We start from the raw sequence: 18742 nt of genomic DNA, 5'->3' as shown, positions 1-18742 counted from the left end.
TCCGGGCGGCGGACTTATTCCTTGATATTGGCCGACTGCACGATCTTCTGGTTGCGGGCGTATTCGGCCTGGACGAACTGGCCGAACTGCTCGGGCGTGCCGCTGCCGGGCAGGGCGCCCTGTTCGTTGAGCTTGGCCCGCACCTGCTCCTCGGCGAGCACGGCATTCAATTCCTGGTTGAGGCGGGCCACGACGGCCGGCGGGGTGCGGGCGGGGGCGAAGATGCCGGTCCAGCTCACCATGTCGTAGCCCTTGAGGCCCGGCATCTCGTTGAAGGTGGGCACATTGGGCAGCGCGGCAAGGCGCTGGCTGCCGGTGATGCCGAGCGCCTTCAGGCGGCCGCCGCCCACATGCGGAATGGCGCTGGTGCTGACCAGCATCGCCAGGTCGACCTGGTTGCCGATCACGTCGGTGGCAATCTGGGCGCCGCCGCGGTAGGGCACATGGGTCACGAAGATGCCGCTGCGCTGCTTGAGCAGTTCCATCGCCAGCTGCAGCACCGTGCCCACGCCCGAGGTGGCGTAGTTGTAGGCGCCGGGCTTGGCCTTGGCGAGCTTGACGAAGTCGGCATAGGTGTTGGCGTCCAGGCCGGGCCGCGCCACCAGCACCATGGGCGCAGTGTTGAGCATCCCGACCGGCGCCAGGTCCTTGAGCGGATCGAACTTGAAGGCCGAGGGGTTGACCAGCCGCCCGATGGCGATGGCGCTGTCGGGCCCGACCACCAGCGTGTAGCCGTCGGGCGCCGCGTTCACGGCCTTGGCCACGCCGATGGCGCCGCCCGCGCCGCTCACGTTCTCGATCACCACCGACTGCTTCAGCCGCTCGCCCAGCCGCGTGGCGACGAGGCGCGCGTTGACGTCCACGCTGCCGCCCGCGGTGTAGGGAACGATCAGCGTGATCGGCTTGGCCGTGGGCCAGGCGCCCTGCGCGAGTGCCGCCATCGGCAGCATCGAGCAGAGGGTGGCGGCAAGAAGAAGGCGGCGGGGGTTGTTCATGGCGTGGTTCATTGCGGGTGGGCGGGATGCTGCGGCACCGGCGCAAGGCCGGCGCGCAGCGTGTCGAACTCGCGGCTCCATTGCGTGCGCCATGCGCGGCGCTGGGTATCGTCGATCCATGCGCCTTCGAGCCCGTTGTGCATGAAGCCGCGCAGCTCGTCCAGCCCGAAGCCGAAGTCGCGCGCCATCATCAGCCAGGCCTCGGTGGGCGTGACCTTGTGCAGCGTCGGGTCGTCGGTGTTGGGATGGATGCGCAGGCCCAGGCCGGGCATGCGGCGGATGGGATGGTCGAGCGCCCAGCGCTCCGGGGGCAGCGTGCGCAGGTAGTAGGAGTTGGTGGGCACCACGGTGAAGATCACGCCGCGCTCGGCGCACTGGCGCGCGAAATCGGGCTGGTCGACCACCGTGTAGCCGTGGTCGATGCGGTCGACCTGCAGCACGTCGAGCGCGGTGCGTACGTTGGTCCATGGCATGCCGAACTCGCCCGCATGCGCGGTGGCCTTGAGCCCCGCGCGCCGCGCCTCGGCATAGGCGCGCGCGAAGAGTTCGGGCGGCCGGTCGACTTCGCGGTAGTCGATGCCGATGCCGATCACCTCGTCGCAGCGGTGGGCCTTGACCCATTCCACCATCTCGACGGCGGCTTCCGGGCTGGCCTCGCGGTCGATCGCGGCAATGAGCCGGCCGGTGATGCCGAACTCCTGCTGCGCGTCATGGATCGCGCGGACGATCGCGCCCTGCGCCATCGGGTAGGCGATGCCGGAGGCGTGCACCGTGCCGGTGGGGTTCCAGAAGAACTCGGCATAGCGCACGTTGTGCGCCGCCGCGTCCTCGAGGTATTCGCGCGTCAACTGGTAGAGGTCGCCGGGGCTGCGCACCAGCTGCGCATCGAGCGCGCGCAGCACGCGCAGCACGCCCACCGGTTTTTCGCCGCGCGTGTAGAAGCCTTCGATCTCCTCGGCCGCGAGCGGCGAGCCGGCGCGATGGTTGAGCTGCTTGAAGGTCTCGTGGCGCACCGTGCCGAACAGGTGGCAGTGCAGCTCCACCTTGGGAATCGCATGCAGCATCGATTCCAGCGTGAGGGGCGGCGGGGCGGGGCGGGTCATGCCGGCCAGTCTAGGCAAGGGCGCCTCATAAACAAAATTTTGAATTTCTATAATTTGATTCATTGAATAGATAACAGGAACGCCATGGCCTCCCTGCCGCTCCGGGCGCTCACGCTGCGCCAGCTTCAGTTCTTCTCTGTGCTGGTGGAAGAAGGGCACTTCGGCCGCGCGGCGCGCCGGCTGGCCATCACCCAGCCGGCGCTCAGCAACGCGATCAAGCAGATGGAAAAACTGCTCGGCGCCGAGCTGCTGACCCGTTCCACCCACCGCCTCGAGCTCACGCCGGTGGGCGCCGAGGTGCTGGCGCGCACCGATTTCCTGGTCAACACCTTCGAGGTGGCGCTGCGCGACATCGAGAGCACCGTGCAGCGCGGCCGGGCTTTCGTGCGCGTGGGCGTGATCCCGTCGGCCAGCGCGCGCGTGATGGCCGCGGCCAGCGAGTTCCTCCAGGCCGGCGCGCGCGAGCTCGAGATCGCCTGGCGCGATGCGCCTTCGACCACCTTGCTGGCCGAACTGCGCAGCGGCCAGCTCGACATGGCGGTGGCCGCCATCACCGAGCCGCCGGGCGGGCTGGCCTGCGTCGACCTGTTCCGCGATCCGCTGGTGCTGGTGGTGCGCCGCGGCCATGCGCTGGCGGCGGCCGGGGACGCGAGCTGGGAGGCCATCGGCAAGGAACGGCTGGTGCTGTTCGAGAGCGGCAGCATGCCGGCGCTCGGCAACCCGGCGCGCGCGCAGTTCGAGCAAGGCCCCGAGCCCTACCGCGTGAGCTATTCCGAAACGCTCTATGCGCTGGTGCGCAGTGGCCAGGCGCTGGGGCTGATGCCGCGGCTCTACACCACGCTGCTGCGCGACCCCGAACTGGTGGTGCTGCCGCTCTTGAAGCCGCGCGTCGAGCGCCGCGTGGTGCTGGCCTACCTGCCGGGGCCGATGCGCAACGTGGCGGCGCAGGAACTGATCGCGTTCCTGCGCGAGCGGCTGCCGCAGGCGGGCGAAGCGGCGGTGCGGCGCGTGGCCTCGAAGGAGCGGCGCAGCCGGCGCTGAAGCCGGGCGTCCGGCCGAAGGCTCAGTGCAGCTCGGCCGCGGCGTGGATGGTTTCGCGCACGCGCGGGTAGATCTGCGCGTTCCACTTGCTGCCGCTGAAAACGCCGTAGTGCCCCACGCCGGCCTGCAGGTGATGCACCTTGAGGTAGGGCCGGATGCCGGTGCAGAGGTCTTGCGCCGCCACCGTCTGGCCGACCGAGCAGATGTCGTCGCGCTCGCCTTCCACCGTGAGCAGCGCGGTGCGGCGGATGGCCGCCGGGTTCACCGTACGCTCGCCCACGGTGAGCACGCCGCGCGGCAGGTCGTAGGTCTGGAACACGCGCTCCACGGTCTCCAGGTAGAACTCGGCCGGCAGGTCGTTCACCGCCAGGTACTCGTCGTAGAAGGTGCCGATGGTGCGGGCCTTCTCGGTGTCGCCCTCGACCAGGTGGCGGACCATGTCCTGGAACTGCTTCTTGTGGCGCTCGGGGTTCATGCTCAGGAAGGCCGAGAGCTGCAGGAAGCCCGGGTACACGCGCCGCATCATGCCGGCATGCGGCCACGGCACGTGGCTGATGAGGTTTCGGCGGAACCACTCGATCGGCTTGCTGTTGGCGAGCTCGTTCACCCCCGTGGGGTTGATGCGGCAATCGACCGGGCCGGCCATGAGCGTGAGGCTGCGCGGCGTGGCGGGGTTGTCGTCCTCGGCCATCAGCGCCGTGGCCGCCAGCGCGGACACGCAGGGCTGGCAGACCGCGACCATGTGCACGCCGGGACCGACGGCTTCGAGAAACCGGATGAGCTGCAGCGTGTAGTCGTCCAGGCTGAAGCCGCCGTGCCACAGCGGCACGTCGCGCGCGTTGTGCCAGTCGGTCAGGTACACGTCGTGGTCGCGCAGCAGGGTGCGCACGGTTTCGCGCAGCAGCGTCGCGAAATGGCCCGACAGTGGTGCGACCAGCAGCACGGGCGGGTGCACGGCCTGCGTGTCCTTGCGGAAATGCAGCAGCGTGCCGAAGGGCGAGACCAGCGTTTTCTCCTCGTGCACCGGGGTTTCCACGCCATCGACCGGCACGCTGGCAATGCCGTAGTCGGGGCGCGAATGGGTCAGCCGCATGCGCGAAAACACCTCGAACTGCGCGGCCATGCGCCGCATCATGGTGCGGTCGGTGCCGTCCTTCCAGAGGGCCTGGCCGAGGTACTGGGCTGCGAGCCGGGAGGGCGAAAGCAGGTCGGCTTGGTTCTGGTAGGCCCGGTACAACATGAAAGTAGTACAGGCAAGTTGCGGGCCAAGCGGTGGCACAAGCCTTGCACGCCCCGTGGGAGCCAACCGGCAGCAGGCAGTCCGCCAAGGAGATCCACGATGGCCAAACCCGTTCTCACGATCAGCAGCAAGAACTACGGCGCCTGGGCGCTGCGCGGCTGGCTGATGTGCAGGCTGGCCGGGCTCGACTTCAGCGAGAAGATCATCCCGCCCGACGACCCGGCCATGAAGGCCGAGATGCTGCTGCTCTCGTCGTCGATGCTGGTGCCCTCGCTGCAGCACGGCGGCGTCAAGGTGTGGGACACGCTGGCCATCGGCGAATACCTGAACGAGATCAAGCCCAAGAGCGGGCTGCTGCCGGTCGACATCCAGGCGCGCGCGCATTGCCGCGCCATCTGCGGCGAGATGCATTCGGGCTTTGCCTCGATGCGCGGCGCCTTGCCGATGAACATCAAGGCCCGGTTCCGCGGCTTCAAGATCTGGTCGCGCGCGCAGGCCGACATCGACCGCATCGTCGCCATCTGGCGCGAATGCCTCAAGACCTACGGCGGCCCCTTTCTCTTCGGCAAGCAGCCCGGCATAGCCGACGCCATGTATGCGCCGGTGGTCACGCGCTTCCTGAGCTACGACGTGCCGCTCGACAGCGTTTGCGCCGCCTACTGCAAGCGTGTGATGGACCTGCCCGCCATGCAGGAGTGGGTGGCCGCCGCGAAGGAAGAGCCCGAGGAAATCGACGAGCTCGACGCCGAGTTCTAGGCAGGTTTTCCGAGCGGGTTCTTCTTCAAGCCGGCGGCGGCCCGAAGCCCGCCTGCCGCAGCGTGCGCTCGATGCTCTGCGCCGCCTGCTGCAGGTCGGCCAGGTGCGCCGAGACGATCTCGCGCTCGGTCTTCACGGCCGGCAGCCACGCGCAGCTCAGGCAGCCCACCACGAGCGAGTCCAGGCGCACCGGCACCGAGAGCGCGCCGAAGCGGTCGGGCGAGTCCATGCTCGTCGACGCGGGGTCGCGCACCACGTAGCCCTGGTCGCGCGCATGGGCCATCATGCGCCGGATGTTCTCGGGGCGGCGCGCGGCGCGGTCGGTGTCGCTCGGCGAGCGGGCCAGCGCCGCGAGAATCTCGCGCCGCTCCTCTTCGGGGCAGAACGACAGGTAGCAGCGCCCGAGCGACGACAGCAGCATCGGCGGCCTGAAACCCAGCGCCCGGTAGTTCACCGCCAGGCCATTGCGCGGCCGGTCCGTGTCCAGGATGAGCATGGCCGTGCCGTCGCGCACGCCCAGGTCGATGGGCCACGGCACCAGGCGCTGCAGCGTGGCGCGCGACTGCGCCGCCAGCGCCGACAGGCTTGCGCGCCATTGCACCGCGGGCCCCGATTCGCCGGCGGCCGAGGCCGGCACATAGCGCTTGTCGAGTTCGCTGCGCTCGGCCCATCCGGCCTGCTGCAGTGTCTTCAGGATGCGCAGCAGCGTGGCCTTCGAGAGGCCGGTCTGGCGATGCAGCTCCGACAGCGTGGCGGCCGACGAGCGCTGGATGGCCAGCATCACGTCGAGTCCGCGGCGCAGCGCATCGATCGATTTCACGCTTCGGACGCCGGTGGTGTCGGACATGCGGAACTCCAGAAAAAGGTTCACCTGGTGAAACTATATCTTCTGGCTTCGGCGGCGTGTTCCTACAGTGCGTCGACCCCACCCGTCGTCCCACTGAAAAGGAACAGAGAGCATGAAGTTCACCCGTCGCGAAGCGGCCCGTGCCGCCGCCGCCATCGCCGCATCGGGCCTTGCCCTGCTGGCCGCCGGCGGCGCCATGGCGCAGGCCTGGCCGGGCAGGCCGATCACCATCGTCGTTTCCTATCCCGCGGGCGGCGACACCGATGCGGTCGCGCGCATCTATGCCGAGAAACTCTCGCTGCGCATCGGGCAGCCGGTGCTCGTGGACAACCGGCCCGGTGCCAGCGGCATGATCGGCAACGCCTGGGTCGCCAAGGCCGCACCGGACGGCTACACGCTGCTGTTCACCCCCAGCACTTTTCCGATCGCGCAGCATGTGCTGAAGGCCGGCCCCGGCGTGGCGCACGACGTGGTCAAGGATTTCACGCCCATCGTGAAGACCGGCAACATCCCGCTGCTGCTGGTGACCGCGCCGTCCACCGGCATCAAGAACGTGGCGCAGCTGGTGGCCGACGCCCGGGCCGGCAAGGCGCTGAGCTACGGCACGCCGGGCGCGGGCTCGCCGATGCACATCGCGGGCGAGCTCTTCAACAAGGACGCCGGAACGCAGATTGCCCACGCGCCCTATCGCGGCGTGGCGCCGGTGGTGAACGATGCGCTCGGCGGACACGTGGGCGTGGGCTGGATCACCCCCGGCGCGGTGGCGGGCCACATCGCCGGCGGCAAGCTCGTTGCGCTGGCGGTGGCCGAGCGCCAGCGCACCAAGCTGATGCCCGCCGTGCCCACGCTGATCGAGCTTGGCTACAAGGACGTGGATGTCAGCGCCTGGATGGGCCTGCTGGGCCCCAAGGGCATGCCGGTGGAGCTGGTGCAGGCCCTGAACCGCCACTTCAACGAAGTGCTGAAGATGCCCGACGTGCAGGCCCGCATGGCTGCGCTCGGCATCGAGCCGATCGGCGGCGCGCCCTCGGTGCTGGCGCAGCAGATCGCGGACGACGACCAGCGCTTCGGCAAGCTGGTGAAGGAATTCGGCATCCGCGCCGAATGAGCTGGAACAAGGAGACAAGCACATGCTGAGCGAAGAGAAGAACCGCCTGCTGACCGAGGTCGGGCCGGGCAAGCCGATGGGCGACTACCTGCGCCGCTACTGGCATCCGGTTGCCGGAGCCAGCGAGTTCGACGACAAGGCCGTCAAGCCGCTGCGCATCCTGGGCGAGGACCTGGTGCTCTACAAGGACCTGGGCGGCAACTACGGGCTCGTGGACCGCCGCTGCCCGCATCGCAATGCCGACATGTCCTACGGCTTTGTCGAGCAATGCGGCTTGCGCTGCAGCTACCACGGCTGGCAGTACGACCAGAGCGGCCAGTGCGTGCACCAGCCCTTCGAGGAAACGCTGGACCCGGACGCGCGCATGCGCAGGAACACGAAGATCAAGGCCTACCCGGTGCAGGAAAAGGCCGGGCTGCTCTGGGCCTACATGGGGCCGCAGCCCGCACCGCTGCTGCCCGACTGGGAGCTGTTCAACTTCAGGAATGGTTTCGCGCAGGCCGTGTTCGCAGAGATACCCTGCAACTGGTTCCAGTGCCAGGAAAATTCCATCGACCCCGTGCATTTCGAATGGACGCACAACAACTGGACCACGCGCCTGCAGGGCGACGAAGGCCCCTATGTGCCAACCCACCTGAAGCTCGCGTTCGATGAGTTCGAGCACGGCTTCGTCTACCGGCGGTTGCGCGGCGGCGAGAGCGAGGACAACGTGATGTGGACCACGGGCCGCGTCACGCTGTGGCCCAACGGCTTCTTCCTTGGCCACCACTTCGAATGGCGCGTGCCCATCGACGACCACAACACCCTGAGCGTGCTGTGGGTGCTGAGCCGCGTGCCGACCGAGCAGGAGCCCTACGTGCAGGAGCGCATTCCGTCCTGGTACGGCCCGATCAAGGATCCGGCCACCGGCCGCTGGATCACGAGCCACGTGGCCAACCAGGACTTCGTGGTGTGGGTGGGGCAGGGCACGGTCACCGACCGCACCCGCGAAAAGCTCGGCCAGAGCGACAAGGGCATCGTGATGATGCGCCGCCGCTTCTTCGAGGAACTGGAGGCGATGCAGGCCGATCCGGCGCACGAGCCCAAGGGCGTGATCCGCGACACTGCGATGAACCGCAATGTGCCGCTGCCTTCGGCCTGCCGCGACGAGATGCTCCATGGCCTGCCGCGCGCGGAGCTTGCCGCCCATCCGCTGCTGGGGCCCTACCTGAAGGACTTCTTCGGGCAGGCCGGGCAGCCCGAGCACGTGCGCGCGGCCTACGAACGCGCGATCGGCCAGAAGGTGGAGGGCGCGAAATTCTTCAAGGTGCACGGCAGCGCGGCGGAGCACCACACGCTGCAACCCACGAGCGAAGAAGAACAGGCGGGCTAACGCCGGAACATCCGCAGATCGAGCGGGTTTTCCTCGCCGAGCCACATCGCATGCGCCGTGTGGTCGGCAAAGTCGTCGCCCGTGACGCCGTGCACGAAGATGTCGAGGCCGTTGCGGTGCGCCTCGAGCCATTCGATCACCTGGTCGAACTCCGCCGCGTCGAACGCCAGCTGGCAGCTCCAGCGCGTGTGGGGCCCCACCAGCCGTTCGTGCACGCGGCCGACCACCACCATCAGTTCGCGGCCCGCCTGTTCGCACAGCTGCCGGGCCTCGGCCACCGTGGCGGGGTCGAAGTAGACGTGGGCGTGGTATTGCGGATAGAGGTTTTCGGGGCGGCGCGGCATGGTCCGGTCATTGTGGCCCGTTCAGGCGGCGGCCGCTTCGGCCGTTTCGCTGCGCGCCTTGTAGAAGCGCAGGATGTGCTCGGAGAAGTCGCCCAGGAGGAACTGCGCCACGCGGTCGGCATACCAGTTGAAGCGCGTGCTCACGCGCCAGGACACATCGATGCGAAGCTCCGTGCCGCCCTCGTGCGGTGTGAGCGTGTAGGCCGAGTCGCGCAGGTCGAAATAGTGGCCGCCGATCACCACGTGGTCGTCCAGCGCGCCGGCGGGAAAGGAATCGGGCGAGAAGCGGTAGCGCCACTTCACGCGCTGCAGCGGCCGCCACTCGGTGATGATCTCGTCGAAGTGCACATCCTTTTGCCACTGCACCTTGCGCACGCGGCCTTCGGGCGTGTCTTGGGTCACGCCCGCCACCGGCATCGGCACGCCGATGCGGTAGGCCCAGGCATCGCCGACCTCGCTCGGGCGGATGCCCTGCGCATTGTTGAGTTCATGCCACACGCGTTCGGCGGGCGCGGCAATGAAGAGGGTGCGCGAGGTGCCCGAGACCTGCTCGGGGTTGGGCCACTGTGGCTCGACGGCGCCGAAGACCAGCGGCAGCAAGGCGAAGCTGTAGAGCGCAGGCCTGGGCCAGTTCGTGACGCGGCAGACGATGCCCATCGCGAGGCCGCCGAGGCTGCCCATGAACGCGAACAGCGGAATGATCACGACCGCACAGACGAGGCCTTCGATGAAGATGGCCAATGTGCCGGCCAGGAACAGGGCCGTGGAGATCCAGGGCATCCAGAGGTAGTAGCCCCAGCTGCGCCGTCCGATGCGCTCGGCCATGTAGACCGTGACCGCGCCGCACACGGCAGGCGCGAGGTAGATGAACGAGCCGAGCATCGCCGAGAAGCGCTGGCCCGGTCCACCGCTGAATGCGATGCGCAGCAGCAATGCCACCAGGGCACCGGCCAGCGCAGGCCAGAACCAGGCGAAGGGCATGTGGCGGATGGAGATGCCGCTCATCGCAGGCGCGGCGGCGGGCGCCGGCGCGGCCGGGCCAGGCCGCTGGGTGTCATCGGGTTCGGTGCTCATTTCAATCTCTTCTCCTCGTCATGTGTTGGTTTTCAGTCGCTGCGCCTGGCCGTCACCATGCAGTAGTCGAAATCGCGCCAGAAAAGGCCCAGCACCAGCGCGCAGTAGCTGGCCACGATGTGCTTGCGGCGCCAGGGGCTGAGCCGCCCGCGCGCCTTCCAGAGTTCGGCCAGCGCGAAGCGCGTGGCCAGCACCGGGATGTGCAGCGCGCTGGGCGCCACGCGCCAGCGCAGCGACCGCACCTCGATGTCGTCGAAGCCGTGGTCGCGCAGCGCGGCGACGAAATCGTCCCGCACCGCCAGCGTGGGCACGGCCCAGCTGTCGGCCCACAGGCGGTGCAGCCAGCCGGCGCTGCGGCCGGGCTTCTCGCGCAGCAGGAAGCCGTCGATCACCGCGAGCCGTGCACCGGGCTTCAGCAGGCGGGCCGCCTCGCGCACGAAATCGGCCTTGGCCGTGCCGCTCGCGTAGCAGGCGCTTTCCACGGCCCAGGCGCCGTCGGCCTGTGCGGTGGGCAGGCCAGTGCGCGTGTAGTCGGCCTCGATGTGCGCCACGCGGTCGGCCACGCCGGCGCCGGCATCGAGCCGCAGCGCGATGCGGTTCTGCACCGCCACGTTGGTGACCGTGACGGCAAAGAGCGACGGGTCGTCGCCCACCAGCGTGCGCGCGGTGGCCCCGGCGCCGCAGCCAAGGTCGACCACGCAGCGGCGCTCTGCGCTTTGGTGCGCTGGCCGGGGCTGGTCGAGCTTGAGCGCGCGGCCGACGGCGCGGTTCATTTCCACCAGCATGCCTTCGCGCCGCAGCGGATTCAGCCCGAGCCGCCAGAAGCCGAAGTGCATGTTGTAGCTGGGACTCCATGCGCGGTAGTCGTCGGCCACCTCGGTGAAATAGTCCTGCGTGTCGGCCTTGGTGATGGAGGCTTCGGGTGCCGCGGATGCCGGAGGCGCAGTGCGGGTGGCCGCAGGACGGAAATCGGGCTGGAAGACCTTGGTCACGAGAGCTCCTTTTTTCAGATCCGGCAATTGCCGCCGGCGCAGGTGCGGGATGAGCGCGCGGCCTTGCCCGCGAGCAGGGTCACCAGCCAGCGCGGCAGCCGGTAGCGGTTGCGCGCGAGCACCGCATAGGCGCGGTCGGCCAGCGGCGCGATGAGCGGCAGGTCGAGCAGCAGGCTGCCGCTTGGCAGCCCGACGGCATCGCGACAGGCGCGGATGGCGGGAACGCCCACGAACAGCTGCCCTGCGGCGTCGACGGCGTGAATGGCAGTCATGAGCGCCTCGCGCGGGGCGGGGCCGGTATTGAAACCGGCGGGTGAGCAGTCGACGAGGTTCAGGCGGGCCGAGGCATCGCGCGCCTTCATTGCGTTCATTTCTGCCGTGCAAAGGACGCAGGTGGCATCGAAGTAGACGGTCAGCGGGTAGGTGGCGATGGTGCGCATGAGTTTGTTTTCGTTGTTTCTGTCAAAACAGAAATGATGAGGCAAAAAAAGAGCGGCTCAGATCATCGGCAGGCTGGCGTGGTGGGCATCGGGGTCGTCGCCATCCTTCTTGGGAGCCGCGGGCGTGGCCGCCGGCGCCGCATCGCCGCGAACGAATTTCTGCACGCTGGCCCCGAGCGTCAGCACCTTGTCGAGCGTGCCGGGCGAGAGCCGCAGCATCTCGTCGGCCCAGGTGGCGAGCTTGCTCATGAGGTCCATGGTGGAGCGGATGCGGTCCTGCGCATCGGCGGGCTCCTTCTGGAAGTCGGGGCTGGAGACGATCTCGCGCAGCACGCGGATGGTCGGGTCGAACTCGCGCTCCTTGCGCTCGCGCACCACGGTGCGGAACAGTTCCCAGACGTCGACGCTGGTTTCGAAATAGTCGCGCCGGTCGCCCAGGATGTGCGTCACGCGCACGAGGTTCCAGGCCTGCAGTTCCTTCAGGCTGTTGCTCACGTTGGAGCGGGCCACGCCCAGCGTGTCGGAGAGCTCTTCTGCATGCATGGGCTTGCCGTGCGCGAACAGCAGCGCGTGGATCTGAGAGACCGTGCGGTTGACGCCCCACATGGAGCCCATTTCTCCCCAGTGGAGAACGAACTTGCGTTGGATGTCGGTGAGTTCCATGCCTCGGAGTCTAGGATTTTAGAAATTTCTGTCAATAGAGAAACTAAAAATCAGCTTGCCTGCGGAAAAGCTTTGGAATACTGTGTAAACATACAGTATTCGAGAGAAAGGACCTGCCATGCCGGCCGCCCGGATTCCCATCCATGCCATCAAGGGCCGCGGCGCGGCCACGCACCTGGCGCACCGCTTTTCGCGCGACGAGCGCAATGCCTTCGACGACGGCTGGGGCACGCTCGAAGAAGGCGCGGCCGAAGCCGAAGAACTGCCGCGGCTTGCCACCGAAGTGCGCTTCGAGGACGTGAAGTCGGTGCTCAACGAAAACGACTCGCCCGATATTTCGTTCGACCGCTCGCTCAACCCGTACCGCGGCTGCGAGCACGGCTGCATCTACTGCTTTGCGCGGCCCACGCACAGCTACCTCAACCTCTCGCCGGGGCTCGACTTCGAGACCAGGCTCATCGCCAAGCGCAACATCGTCGAGGTGCTGCGTGCCGAACTCGGCCGCAGGAGCTACCGGCCCAGCCACATCGCGATCGGCACCGCCACCGATTGCTACCAGCCCATCGAACGCGAACTGCGGCTCACCCGTTCGGTGATCGAGCTGCTGAAGGAAACGCGGCATCCGTTTGCGCTGGTCACGAAATCGAGCGCGGTGGAGCGCGACCTCGACCTGATCGCGCCCATGGCCGCCGAGCACCTGGCCGCGGTGTACATCACCGTGACCACGCTCGACGGCGAGCTGGCCCGCAAGCTGGAGCCGCGCGCCGCCGCGCCGCACCGGCGGCTGCGCACCATACGCACCCTGGCCGAGGCGGGCGTGCCGGTGGGTGTGAGCGTGGCGCCGCAGATTCCCTTCGTCAACGAAGACATGGAACAGGTGCTCGAAGCCGCCTGGGCCGCCGGTGCGCGCAACGCCTTCTACACGGTGATCCGGCTGCCCTGGGAGGTGGCGCCGCTCTTCAAGCAATGGCTCGAGCTGCACTACCCGCAGCGCGCGGACCGCATCATGGCGCGCATCCACGAGATGCGCGGCGGCAAGGACTACGACGCCGACTTCGCCACGCGCATGAAGGGCTCCGGCCTCTGGGCCGACCTGATCCGCCAGCGCTTCGAGAAGGCGGCGAACCGCATCGGCTTCAACCGCGAGCGCATTGCGCTCGACCTCGGCGCGTTCCGGCCGCCTGGCGCGGCGGGGCAGGGCAGCCTGTTCTAGGATGGGCCGCGGCGGTGGCGCCTGTCCCGACGGAAGGTGGATTCAAGTCCCGCCGATGCGCGGAGAAATATCCCCGCGGTTTCACCAGGAAGGGTATGTATGAACGGGCCGTCGCTGGTCGTGATGGGTGTTTCGGGCTGCAGCAAATCGAGCCTCGGCGCCGCGCTGCGCGACCGAGCCGCTGGTGGCACCGGTCGGGCAAGTGAAGGCCTGGTTGCCGGCGGTCTGATTTGCAGGGGGTCAGCCGATGACTTCCGGCCAGTTGGTGTGGAAGAACTCGCCGGCCGGCTTGTCCACGCGCTCGTAGGTGTGGGCCCCGAAGAAGTCCCGCTGCGCCTGCAGCAGGTTCGCGGGCAGCCGCTCGGTGCGGTAGCTGTCGTAGTAGGCGAGCGAGGCACTGAACGCCGGCACCGGAATGCCGTTGCCCACCGCCAGCGCCACCACCTCGCGCCAGTTCTGCTGCGTGCGGTTGAGCAGGTCCTTGAAGAAGGGGTCGAGCATCAGGTTGCCCAGTGACGGGTCGGCGCGGTAGGCGTCGGTGATGCGGTTCAGGAAGCGCGCGCGGATGATGCAGCCGCCGCGCCAGATGGCCGCGATGCCGCCGAGGTCGAGCTTCCACGCCTTCTTCTCGCCCATGGTCTGGATCAGGTCGAAGCCCTGCGTGTAGCTGACCACCTTCGACGCATAGAGCGCATCGTGCACCTTGGCCACCAGCGCCTTCTTGCCGAGCGAGAGTTCGACCTTCGGCCCCTGCAGCAGCTTGCTGGCCGCCACGCGCGCTGTCTTCTGCGACGACAGCACGCGCGCCTCCACGGCGGCGTTGATGGTGCTGATGACCACCGCGTTCTCGGCCGCGTTGACCAGCGTCCACTGCCCCGTGCCCTTCTGGCCGGCCTTGTCGAGAATGAGTTCGACGATCGGCTGGCCGGTTTCCGGGTCCTTCTGCTCGAGCGCCTTGGCGGTGATCTGGATCAGGTAGCTCTGCAGCTCGCCCTCGTTCCATTCGTTGAAGACCGCGGCCATCTCGTCGGTGCTGAAGCCGGCCGCCTTGAACAGGCTGTAGGCCTCGCAGATCAGCTGCATGTCGCCGTACTCGATGCCGTTGTGCACCATCTTCACGTAATGGCCCGCGCCGCCGGGGCCGATGTGGATCACGCAGGGCTCGCCGTCGACCTTGGCCGCGATGCTCTCGAAGATCGGTTTCATCACTTCCCAGGTGGAAAGCGGGCCGCCCGGCATGATCGACGGACCCTTGCGCGCGCCTTCCTCGCCGCCCGAGACGCCGGCGCCGATGAAGCGCAGGCCCTTGGTGGCAAGGTACGCATCGCGGCGCTCGGTGTCGGTGTAGAGGCTGTTGCCGCCGTCGATCACGATGTCGTCCTTGTCGAGCAGCGGGATCAGCTGCTCGATGACCTGGTCGACCGGTGCGCCGGCCTTCACCATGATCTGGATCTTGCGCGGCCGTGCCAGGCTCTGCACGAACTCTTCCAGCGTCTTCGCGCCGACCAGCTTCTTGCCGGGGTTGGCGGCCACGAAGGCCTCGGTGGTGGCTTCGGTGCGGTTGTACACGCTGACCTGGAAGCCGCGGCTTTCCACGTTCAGCACCAGGTTCTGGCCCATCACGGCCAGGCCGATCAATCCGAAATCGCTCTTGTTGTTGCTCATGGCCCTTCTTTCGTCTGCGGTGGATGTGACGGGCATTGTGCCGGGGGCGCCGGGGCGCTGCCGTGGGAGGGCGTCTATACCCGCTTGGCAAGCGCGCGCGGCTTGGGTATGTTGGCGCGATGAACGCAAATGCCTCGCCCGCGGTCCACACCTGGTCCACCGACGCCGTGCCGCCGGCGCAGCGGCTGGACTACTGGATCGGCGCGGTGTGCGAAGGCTTTCTCGAAATGGACGTGACCAGCTCCCTGGCCGGCAGCTTTGGCGCCACGCTCGAATCCGCACCGCTGGGCGCCATCGGCGTGAACCGGGTCCGCGGCAGCGCGCAGGACGTGTACCGCAGGCGCCGGGCCATTGCCCAGAGCCGCAGCAACTACTACTACCTGCTGTGCAAGACCGATTCGCCCTGGGTCGCCGTGCAGGACGGCCGCTCGGCGCGCATGCTGCCGGGCGATCTGGTGCTGGTCGATTCGCGGCGCTGCTATGAACTTCGCCTGCTCCAGTCCGCCGATACGCTGTCGCTCGAACTGCCGACCGCGTGGGTCGAGTCGTGGCTCCCCGATGCCGGCGGGCAGGTGGCGCGGCGCATCGACGGGCAGTCCGGCTGGGGCCGTGTGCTGAGCGGCTTTGCCCAGCAGCTTTCTCCGCAGGGCGCTTTGAAGCCGCCGCTGCCCGCGGCCTTGCTGACCGATCACCTTGGCGGGTTGCTCGCACTTGCCGCCGGCACGGCATGCGATGCGGGCGGGTCGGCCGCGCCCAGCGAAAGCGCCCGTGCCGCGCTGCGCCGCCGCGTGCTCGACGCCACGCGCGAACGCCATGCCGAGCCGGGCCTGACGGCTGCCGGCGTGGCGCGCGGACTGGGCATCTCGGAGCGCAGCCTGCACCGCTGCCTGTGCGAAGGGTCGACCACCTTCGCCGCCGCGCTGACCGGCTTTCGCATGCAGGTGGCGCGGCGGATGCTCGGCGATGCGCGCTTCGATCGCCTGAGCATTGCGGAAATCGGCTTGCGCGTCGGGCTCGCCGATGCGTCCCACTTCGTTCGCCAATTCAGCCGGCATCTCGGCATGACGCCGGGTGCCTGGCGGCGCCAGCGCTGAGGCAAAAGCAAGGCAGCGCAGGCGCAAATCGGCCATGGGCCTGGCAGCCAGCGGCCATTCGCGCCGCCCCGTGTTTCCTAAAGTCGTCCCAATTCAACGACGACGATAAAGAAGGAGACACCCATGTCCGACACCTATGTCCTGATCCACGGCGCCTGGCACACCGGCGCCGAGATGGAGGCCGTGGCCGCCGGCCTGCGCGAGCCCGGCCACCACGTGCATTGCCCCACGCTCGCGGGAAACCGCCCCGGCGACGACCGCTCGCGCACCAGCCTCGTCGATGCGATCGACTCGGCCGTTCGCTTCATCGAGGAGCACGACCTGGTGGACGTTCGCCTGGTGGGCCACAGCTACGGCGGCATGGTGATCTCGGGCGTGGCGGACCGCATCGCGCAGCGGCTGCGGCGCCTGGTCTACGTCAACGCCTTCGTGCCGCTCGATGGTGAATCGCTCAACGACATGGTGCCCCCGCACTACGTCGCGATGTTCGACGCCGTGGCCGCGGCCAATGGCAATGCGGTGAGCCTGCCGTTCGAGATCTGGCGCGAAGCCTTCATCAACGACGCAGACCTGCCGCTCGCGCAGGCCAGCTACGAGCGGCTGAACCCGCATCCCTACCGCACCTTCACCGACAAGATCCGGCTGCGCGAGCCGCTGGCGGCGCTGCAGATCGGCAAGTCGTACCTCAACTGCCTGCAGGACACGGCCATGCCGCACGGCTTGCCGTGGCATCCGCGCCTGTCGGAGCGGCTCGGCTTGTTCAGGCTGGTGGAGTGCCCCGGCAGCCACGAGATGTTCTTCTCGAACCCGAAGCGCCTGGCGCAGGCGATCCTGGAGGCGGGGCGGGACTAGGGCTTGCCGAACAGCGCATCGAACACGCGGATCGATGCATAGGCGTCGTTGGCCGCGTAGCGCATCTGCGCTTCGGTCAGCTGCCTGTTGGCCCAGTTCGAGGTGGTCGCCTTGCGCGACTTGACGAAGCGCTGGTTGAAGACCAGCGCCACGGCCGCCTTCACGCCGACCGACTTGCGGTAGCCGCGGTGGCGGAACTCGCTGTCGATGTCGAACACCGCCTTCGGCTCGATGTTGAGGCGGTTGCGTATCAGCGTGAGATCGGTCGAAAGGCCGAAGCCGACCTTGCGCAGTTCGGTGGAAGCAATCAGCGTTGCGACCACCGGATTGCATTCGGTGCGGTGCAGCTGGAACAGCCAGGCCATTTCGCGCGTGGCGAACTGCACCACGTGCGGGCCGCCCGAGACCTCGTTCTTCGCGAAGGTGGGCTTGGATTCGGTGTCGAAGCCGGCCACGCCGGCGGCCAGCAATTCGGCGGCGGCATGTTCGGCGTCCTGCAGCGTGGAGACGACCACGATGTCTTTCAGGCCCAGGCCCTCGAAGGGTTCGAGCAGCGCGATCTGCTCGCGTTCGGGGAGGGGCGGCAATGCGGGAGGGTTGTCGCTCACGAGGAGGCTGCTTTCTTTTTCTTCTTCACCGGGGCTTTCCTGGCGGTTTTCTTCTTCGGCGGCTGGCCCGAACGCAGGGCTGCCTCGTAGGCACGGCGGCCCCAGAGCGCGGCTTCCTCGCGGTCTTCGAAAAGATCGGCCGGCGCGAGCCGGTACGACATCGGCATGGCCTTGCCTTCGCGCACATAGGTGAAGGGCGGCAGGTCCAGCTTGTCGAAATGCTCGGCGCTGCCGGCATCGGACTTGAGGTAGAGCGTGTCCTTGGCGACAAGCGCGATCATGCGGCCCTCGTGCCAGACGCCGTGGCCGCCGAACATGCGGCGGGTTTCGATGCGGCCGAGGCGCTCGAAGACTTCGTGCAGGCTTTGTACGAATTCGCTCATCGGGCAGGCTTTGCGCGGTTCATGCGGTGATCTCGATGCGGTTGCCGTCGGGGTCGAGCACCACGCTCTCGTAGTAGCCGTCGCCGGTGCGGCGCGGGCCGTCGAGCAGCGGGTAGCCGTCCGACTTGAGCCGCTGCGTCAGTGCGTCGACGGCAGCCTCCGAACCCACGCTGATGGCCAGGTGCGTCCAGCCCATGCGCTGGGCGCCGGGTTCGGCGGGCACCGGCGAGAGCGTGCGGGTGGTCATGGCCTCGATGCGCGCGCCGTCGCCCAGGCTCAGGAAGCAAGAGGCAAAGCCCTTGGCCGGATTGGCATAGCCCGCCCCGGCCGTGGCGCCGAAGTAGTCGACGTAGAAGCGCTTGCAGCGTTCGAGATCGGTGGTCCAGAGGGCGATGTGATCGATGCGCATGGAGAAAGGGCAGGGGAAGAAGGCGCTCAGCCGGTGCGACGCGGCTGCCGCGGCGGGCTCGCCGGATACCAATGGTAGGCGACCCGTTCGCGTCCGCTGGCCGGGTGCCGGTCGACCGCGCCGCGCACCAGGCCGTAGCGTTCGTAGAAGCGCTGCGCCGCGGTGTTGCTGGTGGCCACGTGAAGCTTCCAGCCGAGCGGCATGCGCACGCTGGCCTCGTCGAGCAGCGCCTGCCCCAGGCCCTGGTTGCGAAGATGCGGTTCGACGAACAGCTGCGCCACATATTCGCGCCGCACCAGCAGCACCATGAAGGCGAGCACCTGGCCTTCGCGCTCGGCCAGCACCACGTCCGCGGGCGGTACGAATTCGGTTTGCACGCGCCGCAGCCAATGCGTGATCGGCTCGATGACGGCGGCATTCCGGTTGGCCGCGATCCAGGCGCGGCGCCAGATGCCGGCCAGCGCCAGGCTCTCTTCGGCGGCGCCGTCGCGGGACCGCAACTGGAAGGCGGGAATCTGTGCTGCGGACATGCGCCCCATGATA

At 68.2% G+C, this 18742-nt stretch carries 21 protein-coding genes; 7 read left to right on the top strand and 14 right to left on the bottom strand.

Translation table 11 applies throughout. The features are described 5' to 3' along the window. Window positions 1-14: 14 nt before the first annotated feature. Both VPA02S_RS04410 and add read right to left on the bottom strand, forming a co-directional pair. Entirely contained in the window at window positions 15-995 is a 981-nt protein-coding gene (locus VPA02S_RS04410) for a Bug family tripartite tricarboxylate transporter substrate binding protein (RefSeq protein ID WP_086012196.1), read from the bottom strand. An 8-nt stretch (window positions 996-1003) separates the two neighbouring features. Continuing rightward, window positions 1004-2098: an adenosine deaminase gene (gene add, locus VPA02S_RS04405; protein ID WP_174545051.1), complete on the bottom strand. Its 1095-nt coding sequence runs from the start codon at window positions 2096-2098 to the stop codon at window positions 1004-1006. Window positions 2099-2182: 84 nt separating this feature from the next. Here add and VPA02S_RS04400 point away from each other — a divergent pair, with 84 nt between their 5' ends. Then, window positions 2183-3139, top strand: a complete 957-nt coding sequence (locus VPA02S_RS04400; RefSeq protein WP_012746824.1) for a LysR family transcriptional regulator — start codon at window positions 2183-2185, stop codon at window positions 3137-3139. Between the two features lie 22 nt (window positions 3140-3161). On the opposite strand, the gene VPA02S_RS04395 is transcribed toward VPA02S_RS04400, so the two are convergent. After that, window positions 3162-4379 (bottom strand): polyhydroxyalkanoate depolymerase, encoded by a 1218-nt coding sequence (locus VPA02S_RS04395; RefSeq protein WP_012746825.1) that lies wholly within the window; start codon window positions 4377-4379, stop codon window positions 3162-3164. 99 nt (window positions 4380-4478) lie between these two features. Here VPA02S_RS04395 and VPA02S_RS04390 point away from each other — a divergent pair, with 99 nt between their 5' ends. Continuing rightward, window positions 4479-5135 carry a glutathione S-transferase gene (locus VPA02S_RS04390; RefSeq protein ID WP_012746826.1) on the top strand — a complete coding sequence of 219 codons (657 nt, stop codon included), beginning with the start codon at window positions 4479-4481 and terminating at the stop codon, window positions 5133-5135. A 25-nt stretch (window positions 5136-5160) separates the two neighbouring features. Here the strand turns inward: VPA02S_RS04390 and VPA02S_RS04385 are convergent, their stop codons facing one another. Further along, window positions 5161-5982: an IclR family transcriptional regulator domain-containing protein gene (locus tag VPA02S_RS04385; RefSeq protein WP_012746827.1), complete on the bottom strand. Its 822-nt coding sequence runs from the start codon at window positions 5980-5982 to the stop codon at window positions 5161-5163. A gap of 112 nt (window positions 5983-6094) precedes the next feature. Here VPA02S_RS04385 and VPA02S_RS04380 point away from each other — a divergent pair, with 112 nt between their 5' ends. Then, window positions 6095-7090, top strand: a complete 996-nt coding sequence (locus tag VPA02S_RS04380) for a Bug family tripartite tricarboxylate transporter substrate binding protein (RefSeq protein ID WP_012746828.1) — start codon at window positions 6095-6097, stop codon at window positions 7088-7090. A gap of 22 nt (window positions 7091-7112) precedes the next feature. Then, a complete protein-coding gene (locus VPA02S_RS04375; protein ID WP_012746829.1) occupies window positions 7113-8462 on the top strand; it encodes a Rieske 2Fe-2S domain-containing protein in 1350 nt (449 codons plus the stop codon). On the opposite strand, the gene VPA02S_RS04370 is transcribed toward VPA02S_RS04375, so the two are convergent. The 5 genes from VPA02S_RS04370 to VPA02S_RS04350 are packed head-to-tail and all read right to left on the bottom strand — an operon-like array spanning window position 8459 to window position 11975. Continuing rightward, window positions 8459-8806: a DOPA 4,5-dioxygenase family protein gene (locus VPA02S_RS04370; RefSeq protein ID WP_012746830.1), complete on the bottom strand. Its 348-nt coding sequence runs from the start codon at window positions 8804-8806 to the stop codon at window positions 8459-8461. The two genes, VPA02S_RS04375 and VPA02S_RS04370, sit on opposite strands and share 4 nt — an antisense overlap. 21 nt (window positions 8807-8827) lie before the next feature. After that, window positions 8828-9880 carry a polyketide cyclase gene (locus VPA02S_RS04365; RefSeq protein WP_012746831.1) on the bottom strand — a complete coding sequence of 351 codons (1053 nt, stop codon included), beginning with the start codon at window positions 9878-9880 and terminating at the stop codon, window positions 8828-8830. Window positions 9881-9912: 32 nt separating this feature from the next. Further along, the gene (locus VPA02S_RS04360) at window positions 9913-10872 is read right to left on the bottom strand and encodes an SAM-dependent methyltransferase (RefSeq protein ID WP_012746832.1); all 960 of its coding nucleotides are present in this window, start codon (window positions 10870-10872) and stop codon (window positions 9913-9915) included. 14 nt (window positions 10873-10886) lie between these two features. Further along, window positions 10887-11312, bottom strand: coding sequence for a thiol-disulfide oxidoreductase DCC family protein (locus VPA02S_RS04355; protein ID WP_012746833.1), 426 nt, complete (start codon window positions 11310-11312; stop codon window positions 10887-10889). 57 nt (window positions 11313-11369) lie between these two features. Then, window positions 11370-11975, bottom strand: a complete 606-nt coding sequence (locus tag VPA02S_RS04350) for a GbsR/MarR family transcriptional regulator (RefSeq protein WP_012746834.1) — start codon at window positions 11973-11975, stop codon at window positions 11370-11372. Window positions 11976-12093: 118 nt separating this feature from the next. On the opposite strand from VPA02S_RS04350, the gene VPA02S_RS04345 reads away from it, so the two are divergent. Then, window positions 12094-13188 (top strand): PA0069 family radical SAM protein, encoded by a 1095-nt coding sequence (locus VPA02S_RS04345; protein WP_012746835.1) that lies wholly within the window; start codon window positions 12094-12096, stop codon window positions 13186-13188. A gap of 240 nt (window positions 13189-13428) precedes the next feature. On the opposite strand, the gene gnd is transcribed toward VPA02S_RS04345, so the two are convergent. Continuing rightward, window positions 13429-14853 (bottom strand): decarboxylating NADP(+)-dependent phosphogluconate dehydrogenase, encoded by a 1425-nt coding sequence (gene gnd / locus VPA02S_RS04340; protein WP_012746836.1) that lies wholly within the window; start codon window positions 14851-14853, stop codon window positions 13429-13431. Window positions 14854-14972: 119 nt separating this feature from the next. Between gnd and VPA02S_RS04335 the strand changes: the two genes are divergently transcribed. Then, entirely contained in the window at window positions 14973-15947 is a 975-nt protein-coding gene (locus VPA02S_RS04335) for an AraC-like ligand-binding domain-containing protein (protein WP_012746837.1), read from the top strand. Between the two features lie 123 nt (window positions 15948-16070). After that, the gene (locus tag VPA02S_RS04330) at window positions 16071-16799 is read left to right on the top strand and encodes an alpha/beta fold hydrolase (RefSeq protein ID WP_012746838.1); all 729 of its coding nucleotides are present in this window, start codon (window positions 16071-16073) and stop codon (window positions 16797-16799) included. Here VPA02S_RS04330 and VPA02S_RS04325 read toward each other — a convergent pair. The 4 genes from VPA02S_RS04325 to VPA02S_RS04310 are packed head-to-tail and all read right to left on the bottom strand — an operon-like array spanning window position 16796 to window position 18729. Then, the gene (locus VPA02S_RS04325; RefSeq protein WP_012746839.1) at window positions 16796-17407 is read right to left on the bottom strand and encodes a 3'-5' exonuclease; all 612 of its coding nucleotides are present in this window, start codon (window positions 17405-17407) and stop codon (window positions 16796-16798) included. The two genes, VPA02S_RS04330 and VPA02S_RS04325, sit on opposite strands and share 4 nt — an antisense overlap. Then, on the bottom strand, window positions 17404-17790 hold the full coding sequence (locus VPA02S_RS04320; RefSeq protein WP_012746840.1) for a TfoX/Sxy family protein: 387 nt from the start codon (window positions 17788-17790) through the stop codon (window positions 17404-17406). Before VPA02S_RS04320 ends, VPA02S_RS04325 begins: the two co-directional genes overlap by 4 nt. A gap of 19 nt (window positions 17791-17809) precedes the next feature. Next, window positions 17810-18199, bottom strand: coding sequence for a VOC family protein (locus VPA02S_RS04315; protein ID WP_012746841.1), 390 nt, complete (start codon window positions 18197-18199; stop codon window positions 17810-17812). A gap of 26 nt (window positions 18200-18225) precedes the next feature. After that, window positions 18226-18729: a GNAT family N-acetyltransferase gene (locus VPA02S_RS04310; RefSeq protein WP_223262442.1), complete on the bottom strand. Its 504-nt coding sequence runs from the start codon at window positions 18727-18729 to the stop codon at window positions 18226-18228. Between the last annotated feature and the right edge of the window lie 13 nt (window positions 18730-18742).

The sequence above is a fragment of the Variovorax paradoxus NBRC 15149 genome (assembly GCF_001591365.1).
In the GTDB taxonomy this organism is placed as follows: Bacteria; Pseudomonadota; Gammaproteobacteria; order Burkholderiales; family Burkholderiaceae_C; genus Variovorax; species Variovorax paradoxus.
Note: the sequence above shows the minus strand (reverse complement) of the source record. Positions and strands in the feature narration are given on the sequence as shown.

What these genes read in the sequence shown, in the direction of transcription:
- VPA02S_RS04410 (WP_086012196.1), bottom strand. Translation starts at nt 995, where the DNA reads ATGAACAACCCCCGCCGCCTTCTTCTTGCCGCCACCCTCTGCTCGATG.
- add (WP_174545051.1), bottom strand. Translation starts at nt 2,098, where the DNA reads ATGACCCGCCCCGCCCCGCCGCCCCTCACGCTGGAATCGATGCTGCAT.
- VPA02S_RS04400 (WP_012746824.1), top strand. Translation starts at nt 2,183, where the DNA reads ATGGCCTCCCTGCCGCTCCGGGCGCTCACGCTGCGCCAGCTTCAGTTC.
- VPA02S_RS04395 (WP_012746825.1), bottom strand. Translation starts at nt 4,379, where the DNA reads ATGTTGTACCGGGCCTACCAGAACCAAGCCGACCTGCTTTCGCCCTCC.
- VPA02S_RS04390 (WP_012746826.1), top strand. Translation starts at nt 4,479, where the DNA reads ATGGCCAAACCCGTTCTCACGATCAGCAGCAAGAACTACGGCGCCTGG.
- VPA02S_RS04385 (WP_012746827.1), bottom strand. Translation starts at nt 5,982, where the DNA reads ATGTCCGACACCACCGGCGTCCGAAGCGTGAAATCGATCGATGCGCTG.
- VPA02S_RS04380 (WP_012746828.1), top strand. Translation starts at nt 6,095, where the DNA reads ATGAAGTTCACCCGTCGCGAAGCGGCCCGTGCCGCCGCCGCCATCGCC.
- VPA02S_RS04375 (WP_012746829.1), top strand. Translation starts at nt 7,113, where the DNA reads ATGCTGAGCGAAGAGAAGAACCGCCTGCTGACCGAGGTCGGGCCGGGC.
- VPA02S_RS04370 (WP_012746830.1), bottom strand. Translation starts at nt 8,806, where the DNA reads ATGCCGCGCCGCCCCGAAAACCTCTATCCGCAATACCACGCCCACGTC.
- VPA02S_RS04365 (WP_012746831.1), bottom strand. Translation starts at nt 9,880, where the DNA reads ATGAGCACCGAACCCGATGACACCCAGCGGCCTGGCCCGGCCGCGCCG.
- VPA02S_RS04355 (WP_012746833.1), bottom strand. Translation starts at nt 11,312, where the DNA reads ATGCGCACCATCGCCACCTACCCGCTGACCGTCTACTTCGATGCCACC.
- VPA02S_RS04350 (WP_012746834.1), bottom strand. Translation starts at nt 11,975, where the DNA reads ATGGAACTCACCGACATCCAACGCAAGTTCGTTCTCCACTGGGGAGAA.
- VPA02S_RS04345 (WP_012746835.1), top strand. Translation starts at nt 12,094, where the DNA reads ATGCCGGCCGCCCGGATTCCCATCCATGCCATCAAGGGCCGCGGCGCG.
- gnd (WP_012746836.1), bottom strand. Translation starts at nt 14,853, where the DNA reads ATGAGCAACAACAAGAGCGATTTCGGATTGATCGGCCTGGCCGTGATG.
- VPA02S_RS04335 (WP_012746837.1), top strand. Translation starts at nt 14,973, where the DNA reads ATGAACGCAAATGCCTCGCCCGCGGTCCACACCTGGTCCACCGACGCC.
- VPA02S_RS04330 (WP_012746838.1), top strand. Translation starts at nt 16,071, where the DNA reads ATGTCCGACACCTATGTCCTGATCCACGGCGCCTGGCACACCGGCGCC.
- VPA02S_RS04320 (WP_012746840.1), bottom strand. Translation starts at nt 17,790, where the DNA reads ATGAGCGAATTCGTACAAAGCCTGCACGAAGTCTTCGAGCGCCTCGGC.
- VPA02S_RS04315 (WP_012746841.1), bottom strand. Translation starts at nt 18,199, where the DNA reads ATGCGCATCGATCACATCGCCCTCTGGACCACCGATCTCGAACGCTGC.
- VPA02S_RS04310 (WP_223262442.1), bottom strand. Translation starts at nt 18,729, where the DNA reads ATGTCCGCAGCACAGATTCCCGCCTTCCAGTTGCGGTCCCGCGACGGC.